Annotated in this window: 16 protein-coding genes; 4 read left to right on the plus strand and 12 right to left on the minus strand. The window is 59.1% G+C overall.

Annotated features, from left to right (window positions below; translation table 11 throughout):
- Positions 1–2: 2 nt before the first annotated feature.
- The 7 genes from ALTER154_RS02215 to ALTER154_RS02245 all read right to left on the minus strand — a co-directional run bounded on the left by ALTER154_RS02215 (position 3) and on the right by ALTER154_RS02245 (position 8587).
- Entirely contained in the window at positions 3–1454 is a 1452-nt protein-coding gene (locus ALTER154_RS02215; protein WP_160085082.1) for a type II and III secretion system protein family protein, read from the minus strand.
- A 106-nt stretch (positions 1455–1560) separates the two neighbouring features.
- Positions 1561–3612 (minus strand): Flp pilus assembly protein CpaB, encoded by a 2052-nt coding sequence (cpaB, locus tag ALTER154_RS02220; protein WP_160085083.1) that lies wholly within the window; start codon positions 3610–3612, stop codon positions 1561–1563.
- Positions 3613–3725: 113 nt separating this feature from the next.
- Entirely contained in the window at positions 3726–4751 is a 1026-nt protein-coding gene (locus ALTER154_RS02225; protein ID WP_160085084.1) for a hypothetical protein, read from the minus strand.
- The gene (locus tag ALTER154_RS02230; RefSeq protein ID WP_160085085.1) at positions 4751–5416 is read right to left on the minus strand and encodes a hypothetical protein; all 666 of its coding nucleotides are present in this window, start codon (positions 5414–5416) and stop codon (positions 4751–4753) included. Before ALTER154_RS02230 ends, ALTER154_RS02225 begins: the two co-directional genes overlap by 1 nt.
- Before the next feature lie 4 nt (positions 5417–5420).
- A complete protein-coding gene (locus ALTER154_RS02235) occupies positions 5421–6338 on the minus strand; it encodes a hypothetical protein (RefSeq protein ID WP_160085086.1) in 918 nt (305 codons plus the stop codon).
- Positions 6335–8278, minus strand: coding sequence for a hypothetical protein (locus ALTER154_RS02240; protein ID WP_160085087.1), 1944 nt, complete (start codon positions 8276–8278; stop codon positions 6335–6337). The genes ALTER154_RS02235 and ALTER154_RS02240 overlap by 4 nt, the downstream gene beginning before the upstream one ends.
- 51 nt (positions 8279–8329) lie before the next feature.
- Positions 8330–8587, minus strand: coding sequence for a Flp family type IVb pilin (locus ALTER154_RS02245; RefSeq protein WP_218585070.1), 258 nt, complete (start codon positions 8585–8587; stop codon positions 8330–8332).
- 255 nt (positions 8588–8842) lie between these two features.
- Here ALTER154_RS02245 and ALTER154_RS02250 point away from each other — a divergent pair, with 255 nt between their 5' ends.
- Both ALTER154_RS02250 and ALTER154_RS02255 read left to right on the plus strand, forming a co-directional pair.
- A complete protein-coding gene (locus ALTER154_RS02250; RefSeq protein WP_160085088.1) occupies positions 8843–9529 on the plus strand; it encodes a response regulator transcription factor in 687 nt (228 codons plus the stop codon).
- Entirely contained in the window at positions 9522–11453 is a 1932-nt protein-coding gene (locus ALTER154_RS02255) for a sensor histidine kinase (RefSeq protein ID WP_160085089.1), read from the plus strand. The genes ALTER154_RS02250 and ALTER154_RS02255 overlap by 8 nt, the downstream gene beginning before the upstream one ends.
- A gap of 92 nt (positions 11454–11545) precedes the next feature.
- Here the strand turns inward: ALTER154_RS02255 and ccoM are convergent, their stop codons facing one another.
- The 4 genes from ccoM to ALTER154_RS02270 all read right to left on the minus strand — a co-directional run bounded on the left by ccoM (position 11546) and on the right by ALTER154_RS02270 (position 12920).
- The gene (gene ccoM / locus ALTER154_RS21110) at positions 11546–11662 is read right to left on the minus strand and encodes a cytochrome c oxidase subunit CcoM (RefSeq protein WP_275941110.1); all 117 of its coding nucleotides are present in this window, start codon (positions 11660–11662) and stop codon (positions 11546–11548) included.
- Between the two features lie 156 nt (positions 11663–11818).
- Complete coding sequence (locus ALTER154_RS02260; RefSeq protein ID WP_090248299.1) at positions 11819–11980, minus strand: hypothetical protein; 162 nt, start codon at positions 11978–11980, stop codon at positions 11819–11821.
- Positions 11977–12579: an alpha-ketoglutarate-dependent dioxygenase AlkB gene (locus ALTER154_RS02265; RefSeq protein WP_160085090.1), complete on the minus strand. Its 603-nt coding sequence runs from the start codon at positions 12577–12579 to the stop codon at positions 11977–11979. Before ALTER154_RS02265 ends, ALTER154_RS02260 begins: the two co-directional genes overlap by 4 nt.
- Before the next feature lie 41 nt (positions 12580–12620).
- Positions 12621–12920 (minus strand): aspartate-semialdehyde dehydrogenase, encoded by a 300-nt coding sequence (locus ALTER154_RS02270; RefSeq protein WP_090248302.1) that lies wholly within the window; start codon positions 12918–12920, stop codon positions 12621–12623.
- A 174-nt stretch (positions 12921–13094) separates the two neighbouring features.
- On the opposite strand from ALTER154_RS02270, the gene rapA reads away from it, so the two are divergent.
- A complete protein-coding gene (rapA, locus tag ALTER154_RS02275; RefSeq protein ID WP_160085091.1) occupies positions 13095–15938 on the plus strand; it encodes an RNA polymerase-associated protein RapA in 2844 nt (947 codons plus the stop codon).
- 48 nt (positions 15939–15986) lie between these two features.
- Here the strand turns inward: rapA and ALTER154_RS02280 are convergent, their stop codons facing one another.
- Positions 15987–17318, minus strand: a complete 1332-nt coding sequence (locus tag ALTER154_RS02280) for an MFS transporter (protein ID WP_160085092.1) — start codon at positions 17316–17318, stop codon at positions 15987–15989.
- A gap of 309 nt (positions 17319–17627) precedes the next feature.
- Here ALTER154_RS02280 and ALTER154_RS02285 point away from each other — a divergent pair, with 309 nt between their 5' ends.
- Positions 17628–19832 (plus strand): hypothetical protein, encoded by a 2205-nt coding sequence (locus ALTER154_RS02285; protein ID WP_090248305.1) that lies wholly within the window; start codon positions 17628–17630, stop codon positions 19830–19832.
- Positions 19833–19859 lie beyond the last annotated feature (27 nt).

Below are 19859 nucleotides of genomic sequence, written 5' to 3' on the forward strand. Positions count from 1 at the left end.
CCTCAATCAATCAGTTCGAGATTGCCAACGGTTTTGGCGTACTTCTCGATCATCTGTTTCTCGCGGGCGAGCTCTTTGACGTTCGGCGAGTCGGCGCCTTCGGTGAGCAGGCGCGGGGTGATAAAAATCACCAATTCAGTGCGATTGCCTTTGAAGCTTTTATTGCGAAACAGAGCGCCGAGGTAAGGGATGTTCATCAACCACTTGATGCCTTCAATGGTTGATTGGCTGTCCTCGGTCACCAGGCCGGAGAGCACCAGGGTCTCCCCCACTTTGAGCTGCACTTCGTTCTCGGTGCGGCGGGTTTTGAAGGCTGGGTATTCACCGACCTGGTTGGCTTTGTCCAGCTGGCTGATTTCCGCCTTGACGTTGGTGGCGATGGTTTCGCCGCCGTACAGTTGCGGCTCGATATTGAGCAGGATGCCGAAGTCCTTGTACTCCACCGAGGGGCCGTTGATGCTGCTGGTCACCACCGGCACCTGACCGCCAACGGTCAGCTCTGCCTTGCCGCCACTGCGGGCGCTGAGCCGTGGCGAGGCCAGGGTCAGGGCCGAGCCGTTTTTCTCCAGCAGGTTGATCCGCGAAGTGATCTCACTGGCCACGCCCCAATAGGCGTGGGAACCGACATCACCAACCGCATCGTTGAGGTCGTCAAAGGTGCCGGAGGCGCTGGGAAACTGCCCACGGTAGAGGTTGTTGGTGCCACCGTCGGCGTTGAAGGCGAACGTCGGGCCATTGATGCTGGTGCTCCAGTTGACGCCCAGCTCCTCCACATCGTCCTTGGCGAACTCGGTGATGCGCACATCGAAATAGATCATCGGCGCGAGGAACTTGGACATCGGCTGGGCCAGCACCAGCAGATCCGGGTAGCGTGCCTTGAGCAGCTCGATGCGGGTGATGTCGATGGCATCCAGATCGCCGTCGATAACAATCTGCCGGCCGACGGCTTTGATCTGAATGCCGGGAATCTGCCCGAGCATGGCCTTGACCTCTTGCAGCACCTGGGCCGAGTCGGCCTTGATGGCGGCGCCGGTCTGCTCTTCGGCCAGCACCAGCACGTTCTCATAGAACTTGGCGGCTTCCTTGACCCGTGCCAGGTACTCACTGCTCAGGCGACCCTCCAGCACCACCTGGCGACCCACGGTGCGGATGCGCAGCCCCGGAATATCCGACAGCAAAGCGCGCAGCTCGCCGACCTGGCGGTAGCCATTGGCCTTGGCCACCACCACGCTGACCTCCTGGCGCTGGTCATCGGCAAACCACAATTGCACCGTGGTTTCCCCCGGTGTTTCTGCGGTAATCACCACCTCTTCGTTTTTCAGCATGGTAGCGCTGATGATCTCCACGTTGCCGACGGCCACGCGCTCCACACCGGGGGCCAAGATCACATGCACATCGCCGTCGTACAGCACCATCGACGCGGGAATCTCGTCGGCCTGAACCTGCAGGGCCATGGCGGCACCGCACACTATCGATAACACTCGTAGCCTTTTCATTGTCGCCCCAGCGTGTGCAATTAAGTGAGTCGACGCAGGCACAGCCCGCGCGCGGTGGTGAGGTTTATTCAAGGCGCAGGGTCTGCACGGGAATAACGCCAGCGGTGCCTGTACCGCCGGGAATGAACTGGATCATGCGGGTGGGCTCCAGGCGCTTGTTGCGCGCTTTGCCCGACTGTTCGCTGGGCAGGTTGGCGGCCTGTTCGGCGGCCACCGTCAGGCCGCTGACCAGCACGTTGCCATTGCCATCGACGAGCTTGCCGTTGAGCAGTTTCCCCGTGGCCTTGCCGTCGGCGCCGAATACGGTGTCGCCGCGCAAGGTGCCGATGATGTTGCCCTCGGCATCGCGCACCACGACTTTGGCATCGCCCTGAACCGCCACCTGGGCACCCGCCACCACCTGCCCGGCCAGATCACGGACTTCGCCATTTTTGACGCTGCCGACCTTGCGGCCCTGGGCATCGATAATGTCGTCGCCCACCAGGGTGCCGAGCACCTTGCCGCTGGCATCGCGGGCCACGCGCACGTTGCCCTCAACAGGGCGACCATTGCTGTCGAGCTGAATGTTCTCGACCTGGCCGAGCACCTTGCCGTCGCGGCTCAGCACCTGGCCGTCCTTGACGTTGCCGAGCACGTTGCCGTCGCTGCCGATCAATTGGCCGTCGACCACCCGACCGATGATCTTGCCGTCGGCATCGCGCGCCACTTGGCCCATCTCGCCGACGATCTTGCCTTGTGCGTCTTGCACCACGGTGCTGATCGTGCCGAGTGGCTTGCCGTTGAGATCAACCGCTTTGCCGTCACGCTGGTGCCCGATCACCTGGCCTTGGGCATCGACGATCGTGTCGCCGTCCACCCGACCGAGCACCTTGCCGCTCGCATCGCGCACCACTTGGCGCTCTTGATTAGCCGGTGCTGTGTGGTCCTGTACCCGAGAGCGACTCATGTCGACCACGCGGCCCTGGCTGTCGAGCACGACGTAGGCTTCGACCTTGCCCAGCGACTTGCCATCCACGCCGACCGCCTTGCCATCAACGACAGTGCCGATGGGGTTACCGCTGGCATCGATAACCTTGCCGTCAACTACACGGCCGAGCACATTGCCCTGCTCATCGCGCACCACCGTGGCACGTTCATGCATGCGCAACAGCGGGTCGTCGCCATTCAGGCCGCGAACGATATTGCCGATCACGTTGCCGTCGAAGCCCACCGCCTGGCCGTCGACAATCTTGCCGAGGATGCGACCATCGGCGCCGACAATGTTGTCGCCGACGATACGACCGACCAGATTGCCGTCGGCATCCACCACCACGTCGATTAGCTCCTGCGGTGGCGGGTCCAGCAGGTTGGCGACGGTGACCTGACCGAGTGCGGCCATGCTGGTGTCTTTGGGGTGACGCAGGACGGCGACCATCTCACCGGATTTTTCCGCCAGCTCAACCCGTGCCACCTGGGCCGGCGTGAGCATCAGCGACAGGGTGGAAAAGTTCATATTGAAGCCGTCGGGCGTGCTCTGGTCGTAGTAGTTTTCATACTTGTGGCCGCTGGCATCTTCGCGGCCGGCGGCCAGCACGATGATGTCTTCAAGGATGTTGATCACCACATCGTCGGCATAGTTGGGCTGCTTTTGCAGGCCGATGTCGCCGACGGCAAAACTGCCCAGCAGGTCGATGTGGTCGCCGGGGCGCAGCATGCCGTCAAAGGAATTGATCTTGCTGATTTTGACCGTCTTGACCCGCTTACCCAGCTCAACGTTCTCCGAGAAGCGCGAGACGCGTTCCTGCTCCACAGCATCCCAACTGATGGGCCGGCCACGTTGCAGCGGCGCAACCGTCATGCGGCCTTCAAGCTTGGGCCAGTCCTCGGCCAGAACGGCATTGGAGGCCAGGTAGTCTTTGGGCACATCCAGGGTGGCGACCAGCTCCGGGGTCAGCACTTGGGCCTTGCCGATGTCCGCCCGTGGCACAACCACCGTGACCTTGGCTTCTACCGGCGGCCTATAGGCATCGCGGTATTGGGCTTCCTTGGATTTCAGGTACATCCAGCCCATGGCCCCTGCGAGCACGCCACACGCCACCGCGATGATCAGCAGTTTCTTTCCTGATACAGATGACATGGTGCTCCCCAGTGCAAAAAGTGCAGTCAGCGCAAACGCGCAATGTTTAATCGGTGTCTCTTATGGTTTTTCTATGCGTTTGCAGCGTGTCTGGCGTGGCTCGCGGGTGCGCATCAGTTGTGCCGCAGCGACCACTGTGTCCCGATAACAGGGTCCTTGGTTTGCAGCACAGAGAAGCGTGCTTTGCAGGCGTCCGCCGCGCTGTCTAAGTAGCTGACTTGGGCGTCGGGTGCGCTGAACTGGGTGTACACATTGGAGCCAATGACCACGGTTGCGCCTGCTGCCGGCAGCGGATTGACCTGCTCGGCGGCCCAGCCATAGGGGCGCACGATGCACAGCGAATGCTTGCTCCAGGCGGCTTCGGTTGCAGGGGTGAGGTAGAGACTGACCAGCTCGCCAATTACTTTGCGCGGACTGGTGAATGCACTGCTGGCCATACCCAGCGCATCGCCCCTCTCATACACCAGGCCGTTGGCCTCGTAACTGGCGACGTAGGTTTTACCTTCGAAGTACTTCAGCACGTCACGGGTAGCGATGGGCGTCAGCCCTTGAGGCTGTTTGCTCAACGCGTTGCCGGTGGAGGCGTTGTAGTACTTGTTGCCCTTCAGGTACGCGAACCCCAGCACCTCACCACTGGCGTTGGCCAGTGCTTGCAGCACCAGTGGCTTGCCAGTGCTGTCGACGTAAACCTGGCGAGTGCTGAAGCCGGGATACAGCGCCTGGCCATTGAGATCGACCAGGTTGATTTTGGCGAGTTCTACACTGTCGTCCCTGCCAATTTCCTTACCATCGCTGTCGATTAGCTTTTTATTTTCCAGGCGCCCCACATAAACGCCGCTGGCGTCATACACTTCGTCCAGTGCTGCGAGTTTGTCGTTCGCAGGCTGTTGTGGCTCGGTCGGCGGCGGTGACTCAGGCTGGCCGTCATCGAAGCCGTCATCCGGGCTGGGGTCGAGGAAACGCACGGCTTCGTTGTTGTACAGCTGAACCTTGTTCATCTCGCTGGAGTAGGTTTTGTAGCTGCTGCGCACGTTGTCGAACAGGCGCTCGACATCGTTGCCCGCCAGCAGCAACGCCGCGCCGGTAACGCCGAGCACCACCAGGTACTCGGTCATGGATTGTCCGCGCTGGGGCTTCATCAGCGATCCATCCGGTTGACCAACACTTGGGTCTTGTCCTGATGGCGCAACAAGCCGACCGTCATCAGTTCACGCTCGCGGCTGTAGCTGAGCACCACGCCGTTGGCCTGTTGGCTGCGCTGCTCCAGGCTCCAACCTTGCTGCTTGAGTTCGGTTTCGTACCACTGGGCGGTGGTATTCATGTCTTCTTCATTGAGCAACAGCACCAGGCGACCTTGGCGAATGTCGTCATCGCTGCGCATGTCACTGATCACCTGGGCGCCGGGCGGCACCGGCATGCCATCGCCGAGCACTGGCGTCGCGCCAGCGCTTGCCGGGGGGTTGGTGATGACCAGTTGGCCATAGCTGTAGCGATCGTTCTGGCGCTTTACCTGAATCATCATCATGCACTGTTGATTAATGTGCAGGATCTGCTCCCAGCCGTTGAACGCCGAGAAGTCGACCTCGTCGGCCCAGGCCTCGGCGTAAAAGTTTTTGACGGCCGCCAGGTCGGCAGGCACGCGAAAACTGCGCCCGGCCATGGGCGTCTGATTCCACTGAATGTTGCTGCCGATACTGGCAACCAACATGTCCGGCATCAGCGGGAAATCGTCGTAATCACACTCGGCCTGCGCCCAATTGGCGGCCAGTAACGAGGTGAGGAAGAGCAGCGGGATGATTTTCATAGGCTTATTCGAAGTAACAGAACCCAGTGCTGCTGGTGCATTTGGCCGGCTTATCGGGGATGGGCTCGATGCCGACATAGTCAAACTCGACATCCTTGAACGAGGGTTCAAAGATGCCGATGGTCGAGATAATGGCTTCGATCAGGGGGTTGCTGAGCATGGTGCCCACGGCGAAGTCGTCAGCGCGCTCCTTGAAGTGCGCATCGCCCTGAGCGTTCCAGCCGTCGGCGAGCACCGCGGACTGGGCGCGAATGTTCAGCTGTTTGTCCAGGGCGCCGCCAAACAACGGCTGGCTGCCTAAGCGGCTGCCGGCCATGGCCACGGGAATAACGATGTTGGGGTTGTAGAAGTTCTCGGTCTCGTGGGCGACTTGCAGAAAGTCGTCATCCTTGGCGATTTTCAAAAAGCTCAGCACTTTCATCACGCCACCCATGGCGTCGTTGTAAATGCCGATAACGTCGTAGCTGTAGGACGGCGTGTCCTTTGCACTCAAGCTGGAGGTGCTCGGCATGCTGCCGCTGGCCGTCATCGGCTTGGCCCCGCCGCCGTGGGTCCAGCGCCATAGCGTGTGGTTGCTGCTGGTGCTGACGTTGCCGTCGATGTCGGCAGCGGTGAACGGCTGGATCGCCGCCGAGTAGGACATCAGGCGTTTTTCCGCACTTTTCAATACCGCCTCATTGCCGCGCTGGGCGGTATCACCATCGTCGGTCTCGCCCGGTGTCTTGTTGGTGTCGAACCAAACGGTGCGTTCCCAGGCCACATAGCGCGCCACCTGTTGGGCGGTGTAAGCCATGTCGGCCAGCTTGGCCACCACCGGTACCAGCACGAACAGCAGCAGCACGCCGCCCGCGACCATGACCACGAATTCCGCCATGGCCTGACCGCGCATGCGGGTTGGGGATGTATGGGTGGCCACGGTCATTTCAGCAGCCCGGAGACGGCGCCGCTTGCGGAGGTGGTAACCGTGTCGACGAACTTGTCGAGCACCGGGTTGACCGGGCCACGGATAACCGAGGGCAGCTTGTCGATGACCCGATCCTTGCCCGGCTCGATCAGTTTTTTCAGGCCAATGTCGAGCACTGCGCCGACAATGGCCGAGGTGCTGGCGCCAGGTTGCAGGCCCAGCACGGCCATCAGGTCAATCTGCCCGGCGGCGATCATTTGCACCACGCGGCTCGGCTCGCGCAGGCGGGCATCCCAGAAGGGGCTGAACTGATTGGGGGTTTCTACCCGGCCGGGCGGTGGAGCGAAATAGGACTCTGCCGAGGCGATGGTCATCATGTTGTCAGGGCCGCCCCACAGCGACGACAGCGCGTTGTCGGTTACGCCCCGGGTGTCGAGGGCAAACTTGCCGGTATCCAGGCCCAGGCTGGCCGGGTTGTCACTGGTACGCAGGCTGCCCAGTGGTTTGGCCACCGCCACGGTAAATTCGTTACTGGTACCACGGCCCTGATAGTCGCGACCGAGGCTAAAAAAAGACGGCGCGCCGCCATAGCCGGTGCTGACGTCTTCCGCCTGATTGGCACCGAACACGCCCAGTGCGTTGCCATAGATCCAGGTTGCCGCATGCACGGTTTGCATGGCTTCGCCGTAGGGTCGCGGGTTTCCGGCAGGGGTGTTTTGCGTGGGGCTGCCCCACTGCGAACCAATCAAAAACTGATCGCCAGCCTTGGCCACCAGCTGGTGCGTGCCGGCGCTGAGCGGCAAGCCCATTTCAATGGGGAAGTCGGTGTCGAGAATTTCGATGCAGCCTACAAACGGCAGGCAGGCTTCGATTTGCAGTGACACTTGCAGCTTGAAACCGATGGAGCTGAAGTCGACAGACGTCCAGCCGTAATGCGGAATACCTTTGCCGCCCGCAGCAGTGCTCTTCGGGTTGTAGACATAGGCGGTGCCGCCATTGTTGAACACGCCCACCTCAACGCCCAAACCCAACCTTATGGTGATAAAGCCGAGATAAATCGGCAGCTCCGGCGGAGAAAAGCTGACGGTCGCATCGAAGGTGCGCGCATCCAGCCAGTCGTTGCGATTGCTGTTCATAATCGCCGCGTACTGGCGCCCTGCCGTGCGTGCGGCACTGTTGTCGGCATTCTGGGCGGTGCTGTTGTCGTACATTTCCGGCGCGGTGTTGACCAGCATGGTCGAGGGCGCAAGGCTGCCAAGAAAGTCGGCGACAAAGTCATCGGCTGAGGTCGCACTGCCGCCGGCAGCCGTACTGGCACTTTTTGCCTGGCTGGCCAGGCTGCTCAGATTCAGGTCACTGGCGAAGTACGTCAGGATAAAGTTCTGCGCCAATAACAGATGGCTGAGGGTGACGACTTTCAAGTCATCGTTGGTGCCCGGCATCTCGTGGCGATCGACAATTGTTAACGGTGCCGTGAACTGCGCCTCCAGGGTGGCAACCGCAAAGATCTTCTGGAAGAAGCCCATCACCAGGTTGAAACTGGAGATCACGTCGGGGTAGATACCGAGCAGCGGCTTGGCCACAGTACCCGTAACTGTGCCGAGTACCTGATAGGGCAGCGTGATGGTGGACAGCACATCACCGACGGTCGGCTTGGGCGCTGGTGCGATAGGGATCTGGTAGAGCGGAAAGGTGTTCACCCAACGCGGGATGTTGGCGTAGCGCTTGGACCAGGACATCAACGCCACCACCTGACCAACCGACATCTCATTAGCGACGATGGCGCGGTTGGTGTAGGCGATCAGGTTCTGGTGGCGAGCAAACAGCTTGGCTTGCGAATAGGCGGCCGCATCCGCGGCGTTCTCGACCTGCACACGGTCACGGGTCAGTATGCCGCGGTTGTACATCAGGATCAGGCCAATCAGCGCGATGCCGATGAAGAACAGGCCAAAGACCATGGCCTGTCCCGACTGCCGGTGCCTGCTCACAACCGGGGGATCAGCCGCGTATTACTTGCGTTCGTCTTGCTTGAAACTGCTCAAGTTGTGCTTGGCGCCAGCGGCTGTCTGCGCTTCGGTACCTGTTGTGGCGGCCGCTTGCTTGGCTTCGCCACCGCCCAACTCCGCCGCCATGTCACCGACCTGCTCGCGCACGGTGCTGCCGAACAGGTTGTAAACCACGATGGCCGAGATCGCGATCAGGGCCACGATGATGATGTACTCGGTCATGCCTTGGCCCAACTGGCGGGCGCGCAACTTAATGGACATGGTGCTTCCTCTGGTCTGGGCCGAGTGTGTTTTGGTGGAGGGTTGCTGGCGTAACCACTCACTGACCTGGGCGGTGATGACCGGCGCCCTGCCATAGGCACCGTTCTCGTATACCGATGCTAAGCGAGAGCAACCCGCACCGTATGTCCCCACTTATAGCTACAGATAAAGCTGCCGCCTTGAGCCGTAAAGGCAATACCGCCTGTAGAGCTGCGCTACTATCGCAGCAATGAACTCGTCTCATTCAGGATCAAGATGCGCAGCGAAAATGACAGCATGCCGATTCGAGTGATCCTGGTTGAGGACGATGTAACCTTTCAGCAAGCACTGCGGCAAACCTTCACCACAGCAACCGATATGCAATTGGTGGCCGTGTTGAGCACGCGCATTGAAGGCTTAAACATCCTCGACCATGCGCCGGCGGATGTTCTGTTGGTTGATCTAGGCCTGCCGGACGGCTCGGGCATTGATGTTATCCGTGCCGCCCATGCCAAATGGCCCGAGTGCAACATCATGGTCAGCACCGCCTTTGGCGATGAGATGCATGTGATGCAGTCGCTTGAGGCCGGCGCAACGGGCTATCTGCTTAAAGACAGCAGCACCGCCAGCATTGCCGCGGAAATCCGCAGCCTGCACCAAGGCGGCAGCCCGGTCAGCCCGCTGATCGCCCGGCAGATCCTCATGCGCTTTCGCCAACCAGACACGACACAGCCCCTTGCACCCACCGCAGCCAACGCTGCCCGCGCGCGCTTGTCCACCCGAGAACAGCAGGTGCTGGAGTACATCACCAAAGGCTTTAATTCGGATGAGATTGCCGGGCTGATGGGCGTATCACGCCATACGGTGCTGACCTTTGTACGGCGAATTTATAAGAAGCTTGAAGTGAGCTCGAAAACAGAAGCCATCTATGAAGCGCGCAGCCAAGGGTTGCTAGGTGCTTAAGCAATGGCCAGGGATCGTATTGCTGACAACTGCACTGCTAACGCTCTGTATTCCGGCAGTGGCTGCAACAGAATCCTTACACATTACCAGCGCGCAACTATTAAACATCCCCAGTCAGGGTTTTAGCGCCCCACCCCAACGGGTTGATGAGAAACTGCTGCCTGACAATTGGACCACGGTTACATTGCCGCACGCCCTGACCCGGCAATTGCTGCCCACTTCAGCCGAGCATGAAAACGCTAAAACACCGACGATAGAAACCTGGTATCGCCTGCAACTGCCCGCCTCAACATCAGAATCACAACAACAACTTTACATTCCACGTTGGAAAACCGACGGCAACTTGGCCATCTACGCAGACGGCCAGCTTATTTATATGTCGCATAGCGGTGTGTACTGGAATGGCTGGAATATCCCCCTTAGTATTTCTTTAAATGCAACAGCCGACACTCCACGCCCACGCGTTATTCTCTTGCGCATCCAACGCCCAAGCGATTCGGGTGGCGGTATTTCATCGATATGGGTTCAAGACAGCAGCAGCCTGAACTGGCGTTATCGGCTTCGGCATTTACTGCAGGTTCAGTTGCCGTATACCAGCAGCGTGGTATTTCTAGCCGTCGGCTTATTTTCATTTTTTGTTTGGTGCAAATCACGTCACGAACACTCGTACTTGCTGTTTTTCTTTATTTCAACGGCATCCTTTATTCGCACCCTGCACTATTACGTGGGTGAAACTGAACTACCCATACCGGAATCTTGGTTTAGCTGGCTAACAATCAACGCGCTGTTCTGGATGGTGCTAGTTACTCACTTCTTCCTACGCAGCCTGCACCATCGCCCGACCGGAAGGCTGAGTACGCTTGTCACCTTGGTTACTCTTTTGGCCGGCGTGCTTACGCTGCCGCTGCTGTCCGGGCTGCTGAATGCCTATGCCCTGTCACCACTGATCTACTGCGCGCTAATTATTACAGGCTCTTTAGTGGCAGGGGTTGGCGCCTATCAGTCTTGGCAGGCGCGCTGCAATGATGGCTTGTTGTTAAGCGGATGGGCGATAGCAGGCATGTTGCTGGGTTGCCATGACTGGCTACTGCAAAATAATTATTTAAGTATCGAATCTATTTACTTGGGGCCTTACAGCAATATTGGCGCCTTCCTGATTGTAATGCATATTATTTTTCGACGTTTTCTCAAGGCCAATGACAATGTCAAAATGACCAATGCCAGTTTGGCCTTTCGCCTGCAAGAGCGCGAAGATGAGTTAAAGAAAAGCCATCAACGCCTACGCGTAATAGAACATCGCCAGACACTCAGCAAAGAGCGGCAACGCCTCATGCAAGATATGCACGACGGCATGGGCTCATCATTGATCATTGCATTGCTTGAGGCTGAAAAAGGTCATCTTGATGCATCTTCACTGACCGACGTCCTGAAAAACTGCATTGAAGACCTGAAACTGACTATTGACTCGATGGAACCCGTAGAGGCCGACTTATTACTGTTGATGGCCACATTAAGATTCCGCTTAACACCGCGACTGGAAAGTGCCGGGATTCGCTTGCGCTGGGATATTCAAAATGTTCCCGCACTTGACTGGCTTGACCCGCGCAATGCGCTGCATATCTTGCGCATTCTTCAAGAGACATTCTCCAACATTATCAAACACACCAATGCCACGGAAATTCGCATCACCACATCTTCTGATTCGACTCATATCAGAGTCATCATCATAGATAACGGCCAGGGTTTTAGCGCAGAACAGTCCGCGCTAATTAACGGTAAAGGGCTTAAGAATCAACAGCGTCGCGCTGCTTCAATAGGCGCTGAAGTTCTCTGGCACTCCACCACGACTGGCGTAACTGTCACATTAACGCTGCCTATCGTCGTTACTGAGCGAAATAGCCATACAAGCGAATGCCTGCAATAAAATATAAGCCCTGTTAACTGACGTTGAGAAACAGCCATAAAAAAGGGCGACCGAAGTCGCCCAAATTGCCTTGCGTGCCCCTGACAGCAGAATCAGCCCTGCTTGCGCTTGTGCGAATCCTGCCAGATGAAATAACCGACACCGGCGAAGAAGGCGACCATCAGACCGACGGTGCCGATACCGGCGAGAACTACGACATCGATAAACATGGTTGCCTCCTGCTGTGAAGCCTGTGTGGGTATGGCTTCAAGTTAACAGGGGCTGCAGGGGCGCCATTGATCCAGATCAACAAGCGGCGGGCGCGGGCCAGATGAGGCTTTGATTAGCTGATCCAGATCAACAAATCAGCCTGTGAAGGAGCCGCCTCAAGGCTTTTTCGGTTTGCCCTTGGGCTTTTTCTTGCCTTTGGGCAGCGGCAGGGCCTGTTCGAAGGCATCGCGCATTTCATTGAGTTTCTTGTCGCGCAGGTCATGGATGCGCTTGTCGCGCTCGGCGGCGAAATCAATCAGCTTGTCGTCTTTGCTCATGGTCTCGGCTTGATCAAACGAAAGGTCAGGTTCAGGCGTGGCGCGCAGGCGCTGCGCGTCTTCGCCACTTGATGCTGCCAATAATGCTGGGTTGGCCCGCGCATGACCAGCAGCGAACCATGCGGCAGCGGCAATGAGTGTTCGATGCGGCTCTGCCCTTTTCGGCGCAGATCAAAGCGCCGGGTGCCACCCAGATTCAGCGAGACGATTAGCGGGTTGGCACCCAACTCGGCCTCATCATCACTGTGCCAGCCCATGGAGTCCTGCCCATCACGGTAATAATTGAGCAACACGCCATTCAGTGGTTGCCCCACTGCCCGCTCCACCTGCGCACGAATCTGCGCCAGCAGCGGCGTCCAGGGCAACGGCTGATGGGTCAACCCGGAATAGCGATAACTGGCCTCGTCGTCACCGTACCAAGCCACCAATCGCGGCACCGGCAGTTGCCGCCCATATATCTGCACCTGCGGCTGCTGCCAGGGCGTCTGCGCACTCAACTCGGCCAGCCAATGATCGGCGGTGGCTGCATCAAGCCAGCTCGCGTGCAACTGCAAGTCAGCATCAGGCAACTGCAACGGGCTGTCGGCAAATAGATCCACGGAACAAAACTCGAACAGGCGGAACACCTAGTGTGCCCAGCTCAGACTTCCACATCCACCCACAAACCCTGACGTGGCAGTTCACTGACCACCGCCTCATCGGCCTCGGCCACTTCACCTTCGGCCAGTTCTTCCGGTGTGTAGCCGTGACGGCGCTGGCGACGGCGCTGTTCTTCGCGCAACAGCATTTCCGCTTCCTGCGGGTGGCGTTTATCCAGGCTCACGCCACTTTCCTTGGAGCTTTCCGCAGACGCCGTAACCGGCGGGATTTCCGGGCGCGGCTTGACCACGTCCTGCTGGACGGTAACCGGAACCAGACTGTGTGGGATCGGCGGCAGCATCTATTTAGCCCTCCTTTGGTCAGACTGTCGGCCAGCCAAGCCGCGACTTGAGCCTTGCCTCGCTACACTTTTGATCAACCTAATCACACAAAGTGCCCGATGCGTAGCAATGCGCCTTTGGCCACGGCCCGACGCTGCGTTAACATAGTCGGCTTTTTCACGCGGGAGACAAGCATGGCGCAGTATGAACCGGGGCAACGCTGGATCAGTGACAGCGAAGCGGAGCTGGGGCTGGGAACCGTTCTGATGCAGGACGGCCGCATGCTTACCGTGCTCTACCCGGCCACTGGCGAAACCCGCCAGTACGCCCTGCGCAATGCGCCGTTGACCCGCGTACGCTTTTCGCCGGGCGATGAGATCACCCACTTCGAAGGCTGGAAACTGACCGTACAGGAAGTCGACGACATCGACGGCCTGCTGGTCTATCACGGCCTCAATGCACAGCATGAAAGCGTTACGCTGCCGGAAACCCAGCTGTCGAACTTTATCCAGTTCCGTCTGGCCAGTGATCGCCTGTTTGCCGGGCAGATCGACCCGCTGCCCTGGTTCGCCCTGCGCTACCACACCCTGGATTACACCAGCCGTCAGTTGCAATCCAGCCTCTGGGGTCTGGGCGGCGTGCGTGCGCAACCGATTGCGCACCAGCTGCACATCGCCCGCGAAGTCGCCGACCGTATCGCCCCGCGCGTATTGCTGGCCGACGAAGTGGGCCTGGGCAAAACCATCGAAGCAGGCCTGGTGATCCACCGTCAACTGCTCTCAGGGCGCGCCAGCCGGGTGCTGATCCTGGTACCGGAAAACCTCCAGCACCAGTGGCTGGTGGAAATGCGCCGACGCTTCAACCTGGATGTCGCGCTGTTCGATGAAGAGCGCTTTATCGAAAGCGATGCCAGCAACCCGTTTGAAGACTGCCAGCTGGCCTTGGTCGCGCTGGAATGGCTGTGCGAGGACGAAAAGGCCCAGGACGCGCTGTTTGCCGCTGGCTGGGACTTGATGGTGGTCGACGAAGCGCACCACCTGGTTTGGCATCCGGAACACGCTAGCCCCGAGTACGCCCTAGTCGAACAGCTGGCTCAGGTCATCCCGGGCGTGCTGCTGCTCACCGCGACCCCGGAACAGCTCGGTCAGGACAGCCACTTTGCCCGCCTGCGCCTGCTCGACCCGAACCGCTTCCATGATCTGGCCGCCTTCCGCGCCGAAAGTGAGCACTACAAGCCGATTGCCGAAGCCGTGCAGGAACTGCTCGACCAGGGCCGCTTGTCGGATGCCGCACACAAAACCATTCATGATTTCCTCGGCGCCGGCGGTGAAGAGCTGCTGGCTGCGGTCAACGCCGGTGACAGCGAAGCCTCCGCGCGCCTGGTGCGCGAGTTGCTGGATCGCCATGGCACCGGTCGCCTGTTGTTCCGTAACACCCGCGCCGCCGTGCAGGGTTTTCCGGACCGTGAAGTGCACCCCTACCCGTTGGCCAGCCCCGATGAATATATGGAGCTGCCGATTGGCGAGCACGCTGACCTGTACCCGGAAGTCAGCTACCAGGCGCAGCCGGATGTCGATGAAGAGCAGCGTTGGTGGAAATTCGACCCGCGCGTCGAGTGGCTGATCGACACCCTTAAGATGCTCAAAAAATTCAAGGTGCTGGTGATCTGTGCCCATGCCGAGACCGCAATGGACCTGGAAGACGCCCTGCGCGTGCGCAAAGGCATCCCGGCTACGGTGTTCCATGAAGGCATGAGCATCCTGGAGCGCGACCGCGCGGCGGCCTACTTCGCCGACGAAGAGTTCGGTGCCCAGGTGCTGATCTGCTCGGAAATCGGCTCGGAAGGTCGTAACTTTCAGTTTGCCCACCACCTGGTGCTGTTCGACCTGCCGGCTCACCCTGATTTGCTTGAGCAGCGCATCGGCCGCCTCGACCGTATTGGTCAGAAGCACCGTATCCAGCTGCATGTGCCCTACCTGGAAAACAGCCCGCAAGAACGCCTATTCCAGTGGTATCACCAGGCGCTGAACGCCTTCCTCGCCACCTGCCCAACCGGCAACGCCCTGCAGCACCAGTTCGGCAGCCGCCTGCTGCCGCTGCTGGAAAGCGGCGATGACGGTGAATGGCAAGCGCTGGTTGATGACGCCAAAGCTGAGCGCATTCGCCTGGAAGGTGAGTTGCACGCAGGCCGCGACCGCCTGCTGGAACTCAACTCCGGCGGTGCTGGCGAAGGCGAGGCATTGGTTGAGGCGATCCTCGAGCAGGATGACCAGTTCGCACTGCCGATCTATATGGAGCAGTTGTTCGACGCCTTTGGTATCGACAGCGAAGACCATTCCGACAACGCGCTGATCCTGCGTCCCAGCGAAAAGATGCTGGATGCCAGCTTCCCCCTGGGCGACGACGAAGGCGTGACCATCACCTATGACCGCGACCTGGCCCTGGCCCGCGAAGACATGCAGTTCCTCACCTGGGAACACCCCATGGTGCAAGGCGGCATGGACCTGGTGCGCTCCGGCTCGATGGGCAACACCGGCGTGGCGCTGATCAAGAACAAGGCGCTGAAACCCGGCACCGTGTTGTTGGAACTGCTCTATGTCAGCGAAGTGGTGGCGCCGCGCACCCTGCAACTGGGCCGCTACCTGCCGCCGATCGCCCTGCGCTGCCTGCTCGATGCCAACGGCAACGACCTGGCGGCCAAGGTTTCGTTCGAGAAGCTCAACGAGCAGCTGGAGCCTGTGCCGCGCGCCAGTGCCAACAAGTTTGTTCAGGCCCAGCGCGACAGCCTCAACCCGCTAATTAATGCCGGGGAAGGCAAGGTTGCTGAACGCCACACGGCGCGCGTCGACGAAGCCAAGCGTCGCCTGGCCGCCGAAACCGATGAAGAGCTGGCGCGCCTGATCGCCCTGCAAGCGGTCAACCCCAGCGTGCGCGACAGCGAACTGAACGCACTGCGCCAGCTGCGCGAGCAAGGCCTGGCTATGCTCGACAAGGCGGCGTTGCGCCTGGAAGCCATACGCGTCTTGGTTGCCGGTTAATTTCGCCGAGAAAACAAAAGGCCCGCAGATGCGGGCCTTTTTTTGGGGTCAGGCAGGCACCGCCTCAGTCATACCCTGCTGCATCTTGGCCGCATCGGCGACGAAGCAGCGTGAGGCTTGCAACAGCGCCACCATGGTCAGCATCAAGGCCACGGGAATCAGATACATGGCGTTATGCAGGCCAACCGCCTTGAAGGTTTCGTTCATTTCACTGGCCCCAGCGGCGAGCATTGCTGCATGGGAGTAGTGATCCGACAGCATACCCACAGCCAATGGGCCAAGGCCGCCACCAAGCAGATACAGCCCGGCGAAGAACAGCGCCATGGCAGTGGCACGCAGGCGGGGCTCGATCACATCCTGAATCGCGGTGTAAACGCAGGTGTAGAAGTTGTATGCAAACAGCCAGCCAATGCTGAACAGCGCCACGAACACAGCGATTTCAATTTGCCCGGCCAGCAGGGCGTAGCCCGTGGCGACAGAGGCAATCAACATGCTCAGTGCGGCAAACAGCAGGCGGCCGGTCTGCCAGCGCTGGTGAATCTTGTCCGCCAGCCAGCCGCCCAAGGTCAGGCCAACCAGGCCGGTTAACCCAACGATTACCCCGGTGGCCATCGCGGCCTGCTCCAGCGGCATCAGGAAGTAGCGTTGCAGCATCGGCACCATGAACGAGTTGCAGGCATAGGTGGCGAAGTTGAAGGCCAGGCCGGCCATCACCAGCCACCAGAAGGTACGGATCGCCATGACCTTGCGCAGGGGTTTTTCCACCGGCGTAGTACGCGATTGCACCAGTTCGGCCGCGCCGCGCTTGGGTTCTTTAATAAAGAACATAAACAGAGCGAGGATCAGTCCCGGCACAGCGGCAATAAAGAAGGGGGCACGCCAGCTGTCGAACGCCTTGACCATCGCACCAATGGTGAAAAACGCCAGCAGCAGGCCAATCGGCAGGCCGAGCATAAAGATGCCCATGGCCCGCGCACGTTTGTGCGCTGGGAACAGATCGCCGATCAGCGAGTTGGCCGCCGGTGCATAACTGGCCTCACCAATGCCGACGCCCATGCGAATCAGCAGGAAGCTCCAGAAGTTCCAGGCCAGACCGTTGACCGCCGTCAGGCCACTCCAGACCGCCAGGCCCCAACCCATGATCTTGCGCCGCGCACCGGTATCGGCCATGCGCCCAAGCGGGATGCCGGCAATCGCATAGACGATGGTAAAGGCGGTACCGATCAAGCCCAGCTGCAAATCACTGAGATTCCACTCCATGCGGATGGGCTCAATGATGATCGCCGGAATGGTGCGATCGAAGAAGTTGAACAGGTTGGCGAGAAAAAGCAGGAACAGAATGCGCCAGGCATTCGTCGCTTGAAGGGACTGCTGCTGCATGGAATCCATCTCTATTGTTGTTATCGAAGCAAGTCGGTGACGCTTGGCCAACCGCTGTATCCAGCACGTGAAGGCGCAATCTAGAGCCTTGCGACTATGCTGTCTGTGACTATTTGTGGTGTGTATGCCGGGTAATGGGCGCCCGAGCAAGCACCCAGGTCACAAAGCGCATCGGAAAAACTCCGAATATGCCTAAGTAAAACCATGTGAAACCGCGAGATTTTCCATTTTTCATGCTACAAACAAGCCTGTTGAGCGAAATGTGGCCATTTGCCGCTCCACCCTCGTTAGCCGCCGGACTGTCTCCAAATGAAAACAAAAAAAGACGCTGTGACCCCACCTGCGACCGAAGCCACACTGGCGGGCTTGGCTGATACGCTGCTGGCCCCGCTTGAACCGTTGCCGCCCCCCGCACCGCTGGTACCGGTGCGCATCGACAGCAGCGGTGAGCAATACATGTATTTCACCGAGCGCGACATTGATCGCATCCTCGACAACCTCGACGGCTTGCGCAGCCTGGTCTTTCCTCCAGCGCCACATGACGAAGAGAACGACCGACGGGTACAGCATTTCCCATCGGTGTGCCTGATTGGCCTTGGCCGCTGCGGCTCGAACATCGCCCTAGATGTCGCCTCACTGGTCTACAACGCTCGGCAGTTCTACCTGAGCGAATTCAAAAGCGAAGAAAAAACCGTTGCCGAACAGGACTTCCGCCCGACCCGCTGGATTCGCAGCAACCTATTGCGCGCACCGAGCAAGGACAGCAAGCCAGTATTTCTGATCGAGCCACTGGTCATGCTCGGCGATCTGGACAAGGACATCGAGGGGCGCATCCGCTTCTCGCGCAAGGGCGAAACCAGCGGTTTCCTCAGCGACTACAGCAAGATGAAGATCATGGACCTCTCCGAGGTGCATGCCGGCGGCGCCGGTAACGCGCCGATCCTCGGGCAATACCTGGCCAAGATCATCCTCAACAAGGATACCCAGCGCTTTACCAATGAAGACTGGAAATTCATTCACAGCTACCTGATCGACTCCTGCGGCATCAAGGCCAATCAGTCGCGCCTGTACTTCTACATTTTCAGCGCCGGCGGCGGCACCGGTTCGGGCATGGCCTCAGAGTTCGGCCTGGCCCAGCAATTCGCCTACATGAGCAAGACCTTCGACACCAAGAGCTTCGACGAAACCCCGGAAAACCGCGACCACAGCTTTGTCTTCGAGCCGATCTTCACAAGCGGCATCTGCATCCTGCCGAACATCTCCGACCAACGCAGCGAGATGTCCGAAGCCCTGCACATCAACGCCGGTCGCCTGCTGTGTAAGTACCTCGCCGAGGAATGGGATTTCTCCTACAACTTCGACAATGAAGAGAACAGCGAAGAAAGCGTGATGCGCCGCATCCGCCCATGGAACGCCATGATGCTGATTTCCAACGACATCATGCGTTACGCCGAGGAAAGCGATGACGGCAATATCCAGAACATCGACGTCAACGCCATGGAGCGTCACGCCAACCAGTACATCTCGCAGCAAATCTTCAACATCCTCACCGCCCAGGCGGTGACCACCGACTACGACCAGAACTACTTCCGCCGCGCGGGCATCGACATCGGCGAAACCATTCGCCTGGACGCCAACGACCTGTTTATGAGCTTGGCCGGCCCAGTGGCGGTGGCGTATGCCGAATCAGTGGTGCCTGAACAAAGCACCGCCGCGCTGGACAAATTCCGCGTACTGGACAAAGAACCGTCACGCCTGAATATCGACGACCTGTTCTTCCGCTCCATCGACCTGCCGCACTTTAATAAGGTCACCCAGGCCATTGAGGGCATCAGCCTGCTGCCGATCGAGTCCAAGCGGTATCGCGAAGCGCTGGATGAGTACAAGAAGTCCGATTACAACGCCGCCAAACTCAGTGACCTGCACTTCTTCAAGAACTGCTCCTCGGTGGTGTCGATCGTTTCACTGCCGAAAGACTACAAGCTGTCCTACATGGACCTGAACCGGCTGAAGACCCACCTCAATAGCTTGTTCCCTAATACCACATTGAAGCGCTATGCACTGGTCATCGGCGCGTCGGCCAACCTGTCGTTGACCACCTTGATCGCCAAGAGCCCGTGCCTGTCGGACGACTTCCTGACGCTGATCGTGGCCTTTATCAAGCGCTGCTTCGCCCGCGACCCGCATCGTTTCGATGAAAGCCTGGACAACGCCATTCTCGATTTCATCATGAGCGAGGAGTTCGACGAAGTACGGGTCGACGCCATGCTCAACGAGTACGAGAATCCGGCGAAAATCCTCGACACCAACTGGTACGCGATCAAGCCGATGTACGAGAAGAAGTACCGCGAGCTGATCCACGATCAGGACAAATTCGTCTCGATCAACGACATCCGTCTGTCCCGTGAAAGCGTTAAAAAAGCGATCAAGTACCTGCGCGAGATCTACCGTCACCGCATCGGCAAGACTCGGGTTATCTCGCTCAATAAGTACCAAGAAGATCCGCAAGAGTAAGGCCGAGGCGCCTGTTTTTCGCTGCAG

Origin of the sequence: Pseudomonas sp. 9AZ (genome assembly GCF_902506525.1) — a bacterium.
Lineage (GTDB): Bacteria > Pseudomonadota > Gammaproteobacteria > Pseudomonadales > Pseudomonadaceae > Aquipseudomonas > Aquipseudomonas peli.